Here is a 13,654-nt window from a genome sequence, read left to right on the forward strand (position 1 = left end):
GCGGATGAAGATTCGCCCCCTTATTATTTGTCCGAATGGAAAATTTCGATATCTGTGGAGACCCCTTGTGGGAGCGAGCCTGCTCGCGAATGCAGGCGCCGTGGTGCCTCTGAAACACCGCGGTGACGCATTCGCGAGCAGGCTCGCTCCCACAGGTTTTCTGCTTCGGCAGGGACCCTGTGTCGATTGATGTTGTGATTTATTGCGTGATACCACCAAATCAGAGCGAGATTGGATGTGAGCAAGAGAGCCTATAACTTCTGTGCCGGTCCTGCGGCGCTTCCGGAAGCTGTCCTGAAGCGCGCTCAGGGTGAACTCCTCGATTGGCACGGCAAAGGCCTGTCGGTCATGGAAATGAGTCATCGCAGTGATGAGTTCGTGTCCATCGCCACCAAGGCCGAGCAGGATCTGCGTGATCTGCTGAATATCCCCTCGAACTATAAAGTGCTGTTTCTGCAAGGTGGCGCCAGCCAGCAATTTGCTCAGATCCCTCTGAACCTGTTGCCGGAAAGCGGTACCGCCGACTATATCGACACCGGTATCTGGTCGCAGAAAGCCATCGAAGAAGCGTCGCGCTACGGTCACGTCAACGTTGCCGCTACCGCCAAGCCTTACGACTATTTCGCTATTCCCGGCCAGAACGAATGGAGCCTGTCCAAAGACGCGGCCTACGTTCACTACGCGCCGAACGAAACCATTGGCGGCCTGGAGTTCCAGTGGATCCCGGAAACAGGTGATGTCCCTCTGGTCGCCGACATGTCCTCGGACATTCTCTCGCGTCCGATGGATGTCTCGCGCTTCGGCATGATCTACGCCGGTGCCCAGAAAAACATCGGCCCGAGCGGCATCGTCGTGAACATCATTCGCGAAGACCTGCTGGGTCACGCCCGCTCCCTGTGCCCGACCATGCTCAACTACAAGGTCGCGGCCGATAACGGCTCGATGTACAACACTCCGCCAACCCTGGCCTGGTACCTCTCGGGTCTGGTATTCGAGTGGATGAAGGAGCAGGGTGGTGTTGAAGCCATCGGCAAGCTCAACGACGTTAAACAGCGCACGCTGTACAACTTCATTGACGCCAGCGGCTTGTACAGCAACCCGATCAACAAGTCGGATCGCTCGTGGATGAACGTGCCGTTCCGCCTGGCTGACGACCGTCTCGACAAGCCATTCCTGGTCGGTGCCGAAGCGCGTGGCCTGTTGAACCTCAAGGGTCACCGTTCCGTGGGCGGCATGCGTGCCTCCATCTATAACGCCGTCGACATCGTTGCGGTCAACGCACTGATTTCGTACATGGCAGAGTTCGAGAAGGAACACGGTTAATGTCTGAGCAAGAACTCAAGGCACTGCGCCTGCGCATTGATGCCCTGGACGAAAAAGTCCTGGAGCTGATCAGTGAGCGCGCACGCTGCGCCCAGGAAGTTGCGCGAGTAAAGATGGCCTCGCTGGCCGAAGGCGAAGTGCCTGTGTTCTATCGTCCTGAGCGCGAAGCTCAGGTGCTCAAGCGAGTGATGGAGCGTAACCAGGGGCCGCTGGGCAACGAAGAGATGGCGCGTTTGTTCCGCGAAATCATGTCCTCGTGCCTGGCCCTCGAGCAGCCGCTGAAAGTGGCGTACCTCGGCCCTGAAGGCACCTTCACCCAAGCCGCAGCCATGAAGCACTTCGGTCACGCCGTGATCAGCAAACCGATGGCGGCGATCGACGAAGTGTTCCGCGAAGTGGCGGCCGGCGCGGTGAACTTTGGCGTGGTCCCGGTGGAAAACTCCACCGAAGGCGCGGTCAACCACACCCTCGACAGCTTCCTCGAACACGACATGGTGATCTGTGGCGAAGTCGAGCTGCGGATTCACCACCACCTGTTGGTCGGTGAAAACACCAAGACCGACAGCATCAGCCGCATCTATTCCCACGCCCAATCGCTGGCCCAGTGCCGCAAATGGCTGGACGCCCATTACCCGAATGTCGAGCGCGTGGCGGTGTCCAGCAACGCCGAAGCGGCCAAGCGGGTCAAGGGTGAGTGGAACTCGGCGGCGATTGCCGGCGACATGGCCGCAGGCTTGTACGGGCTGACCCGTCTGGCCGAGAAAATCGAGGATCGCCCGGACAACTCCACGCGATTCCTGATGATCGGCAGCCAGGAAGTACCGCCAACCGGCGACGACAAGACCTCGATCATCGTCTCCATGAGCAACAAGCCCGGCGCACTTCACGAGTTGCTGGTGCCGTTCCACGACAACGGCATCGACCTGACGCGAATCGAGACGCGTCCGTCGCGCAGCGGTAAATGGACCTACGTGTTCTTCATCGACTTCGTCGGCCACCACCGCGATCCGCTGATAAAAGGTGTGCTGGAAAAGATCAGTCAGGAAGCAGTGGCACTCAAAGTGCTGGGTTCCTACCCGAAAGCAGTTCTCTAAGGGCGGTAGCAAATGAGTGGTGACTTCCTCGCTCTGGCACAGCCGGGCGTGCAACAACTTTCGCCTTACGTTCCGGGCAAGCCCGTGGACGAACTGGCGCGCGAGCTGAACATCGATCCGGCCAGCATCGTCAAACTGGCCAGCAACGAAAACCCGTTGGGCGCCAGTCCAAAGGCCTTGGCAGCGATTCACGAAGCGCTGGCCGAGCTGACCCGTTATCCGGACGGCAACGGTTTTGCGCTCAAGACCCTGCTGGCCGATCAGTGCCGCGTCGAGCTCAATCAGGTGACGTTGGGCAACGGTTCCAATGACATTCTGGAACTGGTCGCCCGTGCCTACCTGGCGCCGGGATTGAACGCCGTGTTCAGCGAGCATGCGTTCGCGGTTTATCCGATCGTGACCCAAGCCGTTGGCGCTCAGGCAAAAGTGATCCCGGCCAAAGACTGGGGCCATGATCTGTCGGCCATGCTGGCCGCGATCGATGCCGATACCCGTGTGGTGTTCATCGCCAACCCGAACAACCCGACCGGGACCTGGTTCGACGCCGAGGCGCTGGACGAATTCCTGCAGGACGTACCGGAACACGTGCTGGTGGTGCTGGACGAGGCCTACATTGAATACGCCGAAGGCAGCGACTTGCCGGATGGCCTGGACTATTTGGCGGCCTATCCGAACCTGCTGGTTTCGCGCACCTTCTCCAAGGCCTACGGTCTGGCGGCGTTGCGGGTCGGTTATGGCTTGTCCACTGCGGTGGTTGCGGATGTGCTGAACCGAGTGCGTCAGCCGTTCAACGTTAACAGCCTGGCGCTGGCCGCTGCGAGCGCTGCGCTGCAAGACACCGAGTACCTGGCTGAAAGCCGTCGCCTGAATGAGTCCGGCATGCAGCAACTGCAAGCGGGTTTTCGTGAGCTGGGGCTGGGCTGGATTCCGTCGAAAGGCAACTTCATCTGCGTCGATCTTGGGCAAGTGGCGGCGCCGGTCTTCCAGGGTTTGCTGCGCGAAGGCGTAATCGTGCGTCCGGTGGCCAACTACGGCATGCCGAACCACTTGCGCATCACCGTCGGTCTGCCAGCAGAAAACAGCCGCTTCCTCGAAGCGCTGACCAAGGTTCTGGCTCGTGGTTGATGTCACTGCACTACAATCTGCTGAACCTATGATCGGTCGCCTGGTGGTGGTCGGTTTGGGGCTGATCGGCGGTTCGTTTGCCAAGGGTTTGCGTGAAAGCGGTCTGTGCCGCGAGGTGATCGGGGTCGATCTCGACCCGCAGTCGCGCAAACTGGCAGTTGAGCTGGGTGTGGTGGATCGCTGCGAAGAAGACCTGGCCGTTGCGTGCCAGGGCGCCGACGTGATTCAACTCGCCGTGCCAATCCTTGCCATGGAAAAAATGCTCGGCCGATTGGCCGCCATGGACCTGGGGCAAGCGATTCTGACCGACGTCGGCAGCGCCAAGGGCAACGTGGTGCGTGCGGCAACCGTGGCGTTTGGCGGCATGCCCTCGCGTTTCGTGCCGGGGCATCCGATTGCCGGCTCCGAGCAGAGCGGGGTGGAAGCTTCCAACGCCGAGCTGTTCCGTCGCCATAAAGTGATTCTGACGCCGCTGGATCAAACTGACCCGGCAGCCCTGGCAGTGGTCGACCGGTTGTGGCGTGAATTGGGCGCCGATGTCGAGCACATGCAGGTTGAGCGTCACGACGAAGTATTGGCGGCGACCAGCCATTTGCCGCACTTGTTGGCGTTCGGTTTGGTCGATTCGTTGGCCAAGCGCAATGAAAACCTTGAGATCTTCCGGTACGCTGCGGGCGGTTTCCGCGATTTCACAAGAATTGCGGGTAGCGACCCGGTCATGTGGCACGACATCTTCCTCGCCAACCGCGAAGCTGTCCTGCGCACACTCGATACATTTCGCAGCGACCTCGACGCCTTGCGCGACGCGGTCGATGCAGGGGATGGGCACCAATTGTTGGGCGTGTTCACGCGCGCCCGGGTTGCCCGCGAGCATTTCAGTAAAATCCTGGCCCGCCGGGCCTATGTGGACGCTATGAATTCCAACGACCTGATTTTCCTGGCACAACCTGGTGGCCGCCTGACTGGGCGGATTCGCGTACCGGGCGACAAATCGATTTCCCACCGTTCGATCATGCTCGGCTCCCTGGCTGAAGGCGTCACCGAAGTGGAAGGTTTCCTCGAGGGCGAAGACGCCCTGGCAACCTTGCAAGCCTTCCGTGACATGGGCGTCGTGATCGAAGGTCCGCACCACGGTCGCGTGACCATTCACGGCGTCGGCCTGCATGGCTTGAAGCCTGCGCCGGGCCCGATCTATCTGGGCAACTCCGGCACGTCGATGCGTTTGCTGTCTGGCCTGTTGGCTGCGCAGAACTTCGACAGCACGCTGACGGGCGATGCTTCGCTGTCCAAGCGTCCGATGAATCGCGTGGCCAATCCGCTGCGTGAAATGGGCGCCGTGATCGAGACCGCTGCTGAGGGTCGTCCACCGATGACTATTCGTGGCGGCAACACGCTCAAAGGCCTGACCTACACCATGCCAATGGCCAGTGCTCAGGTTAAGTCCTGCCTGCTGCTGGCGGGTTTGTACGCCGAAGGCAAGACCACCGTCACCGAGCCGGCGCCAACCCGCGACCACACCGAGCGCATGCTGCGTGGCTTCGGCTACCCGGTCAGCGTCAGCGGTGCGACCGCTTCGGTCGAGTCCGGCCATAAACTGACCGCGACCCACATTGAAGTGCCGGGCGACATCTCGTCGTCGGCGTTCTTCCTGGTGGCCGCATCGATCGCCGAAGGTTCGGAGCTGGTGCTTGAACACGTCGGCATCAACCCGACCCGTACCGGCGTGATCGACATTCTGCGTCTGATGGGCGCCGATATCACCCTGGAAAACCAGCGTGAAGTCGGCGGTGAGCCGGTGGCGGACCTGCGCGTACGTGCAGCTAAACTCAAGGGTATCGAGATTCCCGAAGCGCTGGTTCCACTGGCCATCGACGAATTCCCGGTGCTGTTCGTGGCCGCCGCCTGTGCCGAAGGACGCACCATCCTGCGTGGCGCTGAAGAGCTGCGGGTCAAGGAGTCGGACCGGATACAGGTCATGGCTGACGGCTTGCTGGCGCTTGGCGTCAAATGCGAACCAACCCCGGACGGCATCATTATTGACGGCGGCCAGATCGGCGGCGGTGAAGTGCACGGCCACGGCGATCACCGGATTGCGATGGCCTTCAGCGTTGCTTCGTTGCGCGCCACAGCACCGATCCGCATCCATGATTGCGCCAACGTCGCGACGTCGTTCCCGAACTTCCTCGCGCTGTGTGCGCAGGTCGGTATCCGTGTTGCTCAAGAGGCTCAGTCGTGATTATCAAGCCACCGGTTATCACCATCGACGGGCCTAGCGGTTCGGGCAAGGGCACTATTGCAGGGATTCTGGCCAAGCGTCTGGGCTGGTGCCTGCTGGATTCCGGTGCGCTGTACCGTCTGCTGGCATTCGCCGCGCGTAACCATGGGGTCGATCTGACCAATGAAGAGTCGCTGAAGCTGCTGGCCGCTCATCTGGACGTGCAGTTCGTCGGGGCGACCGAAGGTCATCCGCAACGAATCATTCTCGAAGGTGACGATGTCACTGATGATTTGCGCAATGAACAAGTCGGCGCATGGGCCTCGCAAGTGGCTGCTCTACCGGCGGTGCGCGATGCCTTGCTGCAGCGCCAGCGGGCGTTTCAGGAGCCGCCGGGCCTGGTAGCCGATGGTCGCGACATGGGCACGGTGGTTTTCCCCGACGCGCCGCTGAAGATATTCCTGACTGCCAGTGCCGAGGAGCGTGCGCGCCGTCGATACTTGCAGTTGAAGGGCAAAGTCGATGGTGTTAGTCTGTCGAGTCTGCTAGATGAGATACGTGCACGCGATGAGCGTGACACCCAGCGAGCGGTAGCCCCGCTCAAGCCGGCGGCTGACGCCATACAGCTGGATTCCACGGAATTATCCATCGATCAGGTGCTGGAACGCATCATGAGTGAGATCGCCATTCGCGATATCGCCGGGTGACCAAGAAGCGCCACAGGGGACCAGTCATAGTCTTGCGGTGCTTCTTCTAATGAACATAACCCACGTCGTCTGGGATGTGGAGATGGGCGTATCCTTCGCCCTTATTCAACAGGAATTAAAATGAGCGAAAGCTTTGCGGAACTCTTTGAAGAAAGCCTAAAAACCCTGAACCTTCAGGCAGGCTCCATCATCACCGGTGTTATCGTTGATATCGATTACCAAGCTCGTTGGGTAACCGTTCACGCTGGCCTGAAGTCTGAAGCACTCATCCCGCTTGAGCAGTTCTACAACGATGCTGGCGAACTGACTATCAACGTCGGTGACGAAGTTCACGTTGCTCTGGACTCGGTTGAAGACGGCTTTGGTGAAACCAAGCTGTCGCGTGAAAAAGCCAAGCGCGCTGAATGCTGGATTGTTCTGGAAGCAGCCTTCGCAGCCGAAGAAGTGGTCAAGGGCGTTATCAACGGTAAGGTTAAAGGCGGCTTCACTGTCGACGTTAACGGCATCCGTGCGTTCCTGCCAGGTTCTTTGGTTGACGTTCGTCCAGTGCGCGACACCACGCACCTGGAAGGCAAAGAGCTGGAATTCAAGGTCATCAAGCTTGACCAGAAACGCAACAACGTTGTCGTTTCTCGTCGTAGCGTCCTCGAAGCCGAGAACTCCGCTGAGCGTGAAGCTCTGCTGGAATCCCTGCAGGAAGGCCAACAAGTCAAAGGTATCGTCAAGAACCTCACCGATTACGGCGCATTCGTCGATCTGGGTGGCGTCGATGGCCTGCTGCACATTACCGACATGGCTTGGAAGCGTATCAAGCATCCTTCCGAAATCGTCAACGTTGGCGACGAGATCGATGTCAAGGTTCTGAAGTACGATCGCGAACGCAATCGTGTTTCCCTGGGCCTCAAGCAACTGGGCGAAGATCCATGGGTTGCTATCAAAGCCCGTTACCCAGAAAGCACTCGCGTTACCGCTCGTGTAACCAACCTGACCGACTACGGCTGCTTTGCTGAGCTGGAAGAAGGCGTTGAAGGCCTGGTACACGTTTCCGAAATGGACTGGACCAACAAGAACATCCACCCTTCGAAAGTCGTACAAGTCGGCGACGAAGTGGAAGTTATGGTTCTGGACATCGACGAAGAGCGTCGTCGTATCTCCCTCGGCATCAAGCAGTGCAAATCTAACCCATGGGAAGATTTCTCTGGCCAGTTCAACAAGGGCGATAAAATCTCCGGCACCATCAAGTCGATCACCGATTTCGGTATCTTCATTGGTCTGGACGGCGGCATCGACGGTCTGGTTCACCTGTCCGACATCTCCTGGAACGAAGTGGGCGAAGAAGCCGTTCGCCGCTTCAAGAAGGGCGACGAGCTGGACACCGTTATCCTGTCGGTTGACCCAGAGCGCGAGCGTATCTCCCTGGGTATCAAGCAACTGGAAAGCGATCCGTTCTCCGAGTACGTTCAAGAGAACGACAAAGGCGCAATCGTTAAAGGCATCGTGAAAGAAGTTGACGCTAAAGGCGCCATCATCACTCTGGCCGACGATATCGAAGCGACTCTGAAAGCCTCCGAAATCAGCCGTGACCGCGTTGAAGACGCGCGCAACGTTCTGAAAGAAGGCGAAGAAGTAGAAGCCAAGATCATCAGCGTTGACCGCAAGAGCCGTGTAATCCAGCTCTCCATCAAGTCGAAAGACGTTGAAGAAGAGAAAGAAGCCATCCAAAGCCTGCGCGACAAGCCAGCTTCGGATACCGCTGCTCCTGGTCCTACCACTCTGGGCGACCTGTTGCGTGCACAAATGGAAAAACAGAACTAAGTTCTGTCAGACCATAGAAAAAGGGCGACTTCGGTCGCCCTTTTTTGCGCCTGCGATTTAGTGATTCTGATGGTCACGCGGCGCTGAAATTGAATGCCGTGAAACCAATCCTCCCGACAAGTTGTCTGTTTCTTTAACAGGATCAATCGTTTATTTACAGCTAGTCTATAGCCTAAAGCGAACGACAGTCTGGCGGCGTGCCCGGCCTAAGGAAGCGAATGTACAAGCTCATTGTCGTAATAGCAGTAATGACACTGGCGGGCTGTACCACTAATGCCAAGACTCACGCAGTGCGTGGGGTCAGTGGCATCGAGATTGATTGTTCGGGATTGGGTTCGGGGTGGGAGAAGTGCCACAAGCGAGCGAACAAGGAGTGCAAGGCCGCGGGCTACAAAGTTGTAGCCAGGTCCGATGATGCCAAAGACGAGGATGAGTACCCCTTTGGCTTCAATCCTGCGGGCTATCTTACGCGCACCATGCTGGTTATCTGTAGATGAGTGCGAGAGTGCACGATCAGTGTCCGCTGCTCTGGAATAGGGCATCTCAACGCTGGTGGAGTAAGTCAAAAACTCGGGCTGTTCAAATTCATCCGGGCGTGCTAAAACCTTTGAAGCGCTGATCTAGCTGCTTGAAAAAGAAGGGAAAAATATGACGAAGTCGGAGTTGATCGAACGAATTGTCACCCATCAAGGGCTGCTCTCATCCAAGGATGTGGAGCTGGCCATCAAGACCATGCTTGAACAAATGTCCCAATGCCTGGCCACCGGTGATCGCATCGAGATCCGTGGGTTTGGCAGCTTCTCCTTGCACTACCGCGCACCGCGCGTAGGTCGCAATCCAAAAACCGGTCAGTCCGTCAGCCTCGACGGCAAATTCGTGCCGCATTTCAAGCCAGGCAAGGAACTGCGTGATCGGGTAAACGAGGAAGAGGAGGAAGGTTTTGACCTCCATAACTAAAGGGTCGGCGCGTGCGTAACCTCAAGCGTGTACTCCTTGGCGTAGTTATCCTGTTGCTGATTCTGGCGGTTCTGGCGTTTGTCCTGGAAAATCAACAATCGGTTTCCCTGCTGTTCCTGGGTTGGGCGGGGCCGCAACTGCCGGTCTCGCTGATCATGGTTGTTGCGCTGCTGATCGGGATGGTGATTGGGCCGATTCTGGGCTGGTTTCTGGGACGTACGTCTAGAGTCTCACGTAAGCGCCTTGTCTGATTGCCGCATGACACGCAAGGGCACCAAACTTTAGCCACGGCTTGTCTATATCCATTAGTAAAACCGTCATTAAGCTGTAAAATGCTGCGCTTGTCCGATAGTTGGCATATGCCCACGTCGGTTCAAACTGACTCTGTCAGAGTCATCAGCTGACTTGATGGCTTCTGCATTCATGGATTAGACAGTGCTCGGTTGACGACCCTGTCAGTAACTCAAGGGTATGGTTTCGCGTGAAAATTCTAGTAACCGGCGGCGCCGGGTTTATCGGCTCGGCAGTCATTCGTCATATCATCTCCAACACTGCTGATGCTGTCGTTAACGTCGATAAGCTTACTTACGCCGGTAACCTTGAGTCATTGGCCGAAGTTAGCCAGAACTCGCGTTACGTGTTCGAGCGCGTCGACATCTGCGATCGCGATCAGGTCGACCGCGTCCTGCGTGAACACCAACCAGATGCCATCATGCACTTGGCCGCAGAGTCCCACGTCGACCGCTCGATCTCCGGCCCGTCTGAATTCATCCAGACCAACATCATCGGCACTTACACCCTGCTGGAAGCTGCGCGCCACTATTGGGCGGCGCTGGATGATGCGCGTAAAGCCAACTTCCGCTTTCACCATATTTCGACTGACGAAGTTTACGGAGACCTCGAAGGTCCGGAAGACCTCTTCACCGAAACCACGCCGTATCAGCCAAGCTCGCCTTACTCCGCCAGCAAGGCCAGTTCCGATCACCTGGTTCGCGCCTGGAGCCGTACCTACGGCTTGCCGACCTTGGTCACCAACTGCTCGAACAACTACGGTCCGTGCCACTTCCCAGAGAAGTTGATCCCGCTGATCATTCTCAACGCACTGGAAGGCAAGCCGCTGCCGGTCTACGGCAAAGGCAATCAGGTCCGCGACTGGCTGTACGTCGAAGATCACGCTCGCGCACTGTACAAAGTCGTGACCGAAGGCGTGATCGGCGAGACGTACAACATCGGTGGTCATAACGAAAAGCAAAACATCGAAGTGGTGCATACCCTGTGCGCGCTGCTCGACGAACTGCGTCCCGATTCTGCTCACCGTCCACATGCCAGCCTGATCACGTACGTTCAGGATCGCCCGGGTCACGACCAGCGTTATGCAATTGACGCCAGCAAAATCCAGCTTGAACTGGGTTGGACGCCGGAAGAAACCTTTGAAACCGGCATCCGCAAAACGGTCGAGTGGTACCTCAACAACACTGAATGGGTCGCGCACGTGAAGAGCGGTAGCTATCAGCAGTGGATCGATCAGAACTACGCAGATCGTTCGAACAAGGCATGAAAATACTTCTGCTGGGAAAAAACGGCCAGGTGGGCTGGGAGCTGCAACGCTCCCTTGCGCCGCTTGGCGAGTTGATCGCGTTGGACCGACATGTGGTCGATGGTTTGTGCGGCGATCTGTCCGATCTCGACGCCTTGCGCGCGACGATCCGTCAGGTCAAGCCCGACGTCATCGTCAATGCGGCGGCCTACACCGCCGTTGATAAAGCCGAGTCCGAGACCGAACTGGCCAACCGTGTGAACGGTCAGGCAAGCCAAGTCATGGCCGAAGAGGCGACGACTCTGGGTGCTTGGCTGGTTCACTACTCGACTGACTACGTTTTCAGCGGCCTGGGTTCTGCTCCTTGGCAAGAGTCAGATGCAGTCGCCCCGGTGAATCACTACGGCGCCAGCAAACTGGCCGGTGAACAGGCGATTACCGCGTCGGGCTGCAAGCATCTGATCTTCCGTACCAGCTGGGTCTACGGCGCTCGCGGTAACAACTTCGCCAAGACCATGCTGCGTCTGGCCAAGGATCGCGAAACCTTGAGCGTTATCGCCGACCAAATTGGAGCCCCTACGGGGGCAGACCTGATTGCCGACGTGACCGCGTTGGCCATTCAGCAAGTTCTGCAACGTCCCGAACTGTCGGGCTTGTATCACTTGGCGGCCAGTGGCGAAGTGTCGTGGCACGGCTATGCTAGCCATGTGATCGGCTTCGCCCAAGCCAACGGCGAGCAGCTTGCCGTAACGGCGATCAATCCGATTGAAACGACGGCTTATCCAACACCTGCGCGCCGCCCCCTGAATTCGCGATTGAATACTCAGAAGCTGCGTGACAATTTTTCTCTACACTTGCCGGATTGGCAAAGTGGTGTAACCCGAATGCTTAGGGAAGTTCTGAATAAATGAGCACGACAAATCGTAAAGGCATCATCCTCGCTGGCGGCTCGGGTACGCGTCTGCATCCGTTGACCCTCGGTGTGTCCAAACAGATGCTGCCGATCTACGACAAGCCGATGATCTTCTATCCGCTGTCGGTGCTGATGCTCGCGGGCATGCGTGAAGTCCTGATTATCTCCACGCCTGAAGACTTGCCATGTTTCCGCAAGTTGCTGGGTGATGGCAGCCTGTACGGCATCAAGCTGACCTACGCCGAGCAACCAAGTCCGGACGGTCTGGCACAAGCCTTCATCATTGGCGAAGAGTTCATCGGCAAAGATCCTTGCTGCCTGATCTTGGGCGACAACATTTTCTACGGTCAGCACTTCTCCGATAACTTGCGTTCCGCCAGCTCTCAACAGCACGGCGCTACCGTATTCGGCTATCACGTCTCCGACCCAGAACGCTTCGGTGTTGTCGAGTTCGACAACACCGGTCGGGCGCTAAGTATTGAAGAGAAACCGCTGAAGCCAAAATCCAACTATGCGGTGACCGGCCTGTACTTCTACGACAACGATGTTGTCGAGATCGCCAAGAGCATCAAGCCGTCCGAGCGTGGCGAGCTGGAAATCACTGACGTTAACCGTGCGTACCTGGAGCGCAAGACGCTCAATGTCGAAATGCTGGGCCGTGGTTTCGCCTGGCTCGATACTGGTACCCATGATTCTCTGCTGGAAGCCAGTCACTTCGTGCATACCATCGAACAGCGCCAAGGCCTGAAAGTGGCTTGCCTGGAAGAGATTGCCTACCACAACGGTTGGATCACTGCCGAGCAGCTCAGTGCTCAAGCCGATGCTCTGAAGAAAACTGGGTACGGTCAGTATTTGTCGAAGCTCCTGATCTCCAACCTGTATTGATTGATCCATTTTCGTTTGTAGGCGAGTACTAGTCAGTGGGGCGACCAAAAATTGCAGTATTGTTGGCTGCCTACAATGGAATTTTGTGGATTGAACAGCAGATCAATTCTATCCTGGGTCAAGCCGGTGTAGATGTAACTATCTATATAAGCATTGATCCGTCTACTGATGGCACGGAGCAATGGTGTGCATCTCTGTGTACGATTAATAGCAACGTTGTGTTGTTGCCTTCGGCAGGTAGCTATGGCGGTGCCGGGAAAAACTTTTATCGTCTCATCAGAGACGTAGGTTTTGGGGAGTTTGACTTCGTAGCATTTGCCGATCAGGACGATATCTGGTTGCCGGACAAACTCAAGCGAGCTACGCGCTTGCTCCAGAGTGGCGTGTGTGACGCTTACTCAAGCAACGTCACCGCCTTCTGGCCTGATGGTACAAGTCATGTGTTAAACAAGGCCCAGCCGCAAGTTGCGTGGGACTACCTTTTCGAAGCGGCTGGACCGGGATGTACGTACGTTTTTAGTAAGCGTCTGGCGGGCCAAATAAAGCGTGTAGTGTACGATAACTGGGATGATATCCAGTCAATAACTTTGCACGACTGGTTCTGTTATGGTTATGCGCGTGCAAATGGTTACCAATGGTTCATTGATTCTGAGCCAGGGATTCTTTATCGCCAGCATGCCAATAACCAAGTGGGGGCTAATGTTGGATTCAAGTCTCTCCTATCGCGTTACAGGGTAATTAAGAGTGGCTGGTGGTTTCACCAGATTGCTTTGATGGTAAAGATTCTCGATAAGACTGAAGATGCGTTCGTTAGAAGATGGATAAAGCTCGGTGTTTTTCAATTGCTTTACCTAGCCACCCAAGCGCATCAATGTCGCCGCCGTTATAGAGATAAAATGTTGTTCGTAGTCATTTGTCTCGTCAGTGCCACAAGCGTGCGTCGCAAGACGGATGATTTGATAGAATAGGTCCTTGGTTTGCTGTGCATGCATAGCACACGTAAGATTGATCAGTTCGTATAAGGTCGGGAAGCACACGCTGTCGGAAACTTCTCAGAGACAGACTCCGGCATTTTGTGTGACC

The 13,654-nt window shown here is 56.9% G+C and carries 13 protein-coding genes; all 13 read left to right on the top strand.

Translation table 11 applies throughout. From position 1 onward, the window contains the following. The first annotated feature begins 237 nt into the window (after positions 1 to 237). Positions 238 to 1,323 carry a 3-phosphoserine/phosphohydroxythreonine transaminase gene (gene serC / locus ACYZT0_RS05385; protein ID WP_462044943.1) on the top strand — a complete coding sequence of 362 codons (1,086 nt, stop codon included), beginning with the start codon at positions 238 to 240 and terminating at the stop codon, positions 1,321 to 1,323. Next, positions 1,323 to 2,417: a prephenate dehydratase gene (gene pheA / locus ACYZT0_RS05390; RefSeq protein WP_030128742.1), complete on the top strand. Its 1,095-nt coding sequence runs from the start codon at positions 1,323 to 1,325 to the stop codon at positions 2,415 to 2,417. The genes serC and pheA overlap by 1 nt, the downstream gene beginning before the upstream one ends. Before the next feature lie 12 nt (positions 2,418 to 2,429). Beyond that, complete coding sequence (gene hisC / locus ACYZT0_RS05395) at positions 2,430 to 3,542, top strand: histidinol-phosphate transaminase (RefSeq protein WP_462044944.1); 1,113 nt, start codon at positions 2,430 to 2,432, stop codon at positions 3,540 to 3,542. A 28-nt stretch (positions 3,543 to 3,570) separates the two neighbouring features. Continuing rightward, positions 3,571 to 5,778 carry a bifunctional prephenate dehydrogenase/3-phosphoshikimate 1-carboxyvinyltransferase gene (locus ACYZT0_RS05400; protein ID WP_462044945.1) on the top strand — a complete coding sequence of 736 codons (2,208 nt, stop codon included), beginning with the start codon at positions 3,571 to 3,573 and terminating at the stop codon, positions 5,776 to 5,778. Then, positions 5,775 to 6,464: a (d)CMP kinase gene (cmk, locus tag ACYZT0_RS05405; protein ID WP_059406801.1), complete on the top strand. Its 690-nt coding sequence runs from the start codon at positions 5,775 to 5,777 to the stop codon at positions 6,462 to 6,464. Before ACYZT0_RS05400 ends, cmk begins: the two co-directional genes overlap by 4 nt. 120 nt (positions 6,465 to 6,584) lie before the next feature. Further along, the gene (rpsA, locus tag ACYZT0_RS05410; RefSeq protein WP_140681797.1) at positions 6,585 to 8,279 is read left to right on the top strand and encodes a 30S ribosomal protein S1; all 1,695 of its coding nucleotides are present in this window, start codon (positions 6,585 to 6,587) and stop codon (positions 8,277 to 8,279) included. Positions 8,280 to 8,497: 218 nt separating this feature from the next. After that, positions 8,498 to 8,776 (top strand): hypothetical protein, encoded by a 279-nt coding sequence (locus ACYZT0_RS05415; protein ID WP_462044946.1) that lies wholly within the window; start codon positions 8,498 to 8,500, stop codon positions 8,774 to 8,776. 151 nt (positions 8,777 to 8,927) lie between these two features. Further along, positions 8,928 to 9,236 (top strand): integration host factor subunit beta, encoded by a 309-nt coding sequence (ihfB, locus tag ACYZT0_RS05420; RefSeq protein WP_054051920.1) that lies wholly within the window; start codon positions 8,928 to 8,930, stop codon positions 9,234 to 9,236. Between the two features lie 11 nt (positions 9,237 to 9,247). Further along, positions 9,248 to 9,487 carry a LapA family protein gene (locus ACYZT0_RS05425; RefSeq protein ID WP_461973387.1) on the top strand — a complete coding sequence of 80 codons (240 nt, stop codon included), beginning with the start codon at positions 9,248 to 9,250 and terminating at the stop codon, positions 9,485 to 9,487. A 230-nt stretch (positions 9,488 to 9,717) separates the two neighbouring features. Then, positions 9,718 to 10,794 (top strand): dTDP-glucose 4,6-dehydratase, encoded by a 1,077-nt coding sequence (gene rfbB / locus ACYZT0_RS05430; protein WP_462044948.1) that lies wholly within the window; start codon positions 9,718 to 9,720, stop codon positions 10,792 to 10,794. Next, positions 10,791 to 11,684: a dTDP-4-dehydrorhamnose reductase gene (gene rfbD / locus ACYZT0_RS05435; protein WP_462044949.1), complete on the top strand. Its 894-nt coding sequence runs from the start codon at positions 10,791 to 10,793 to the stop codon at positions 11,682 to 11,684. The genes rfbB and rfbD overlap by 4 nt, the downstream gene beginning before the upstream one ends. Further along, entirely contained in the window at positions 11,681 to 12,571 is an 891-nt protein-coding gene (rfbA, locus tag ACYZT0_RS05440) for a glucose-1-phosphate thymidylyltransferase RfbA (RefSeq protein ID WP_462044950.1), read from the top strand. The genes rfbD and rfbA overlap by 4 nt, the downstream gene beginning before the upstream one ends. A 35-nt stretch (positions 12,572 to 12,606) precedes the next feature. After that, a complete protein-coding gene (locus ACYZT0_RS05445; RefSeq protein WP_462044951.1) occupies positions 12,607 to 13,539 on the top strand; it encodes a glycosyltransferase in 933 nt (310 codons plus the stop codon). The last annotated feature ends 115 nt before the right edge of the window (positions 13,540 to 13,654 follow it).

It is taken from the genome of Pseudomonas sp. ZS1P83, assembly GCF_054897825.1.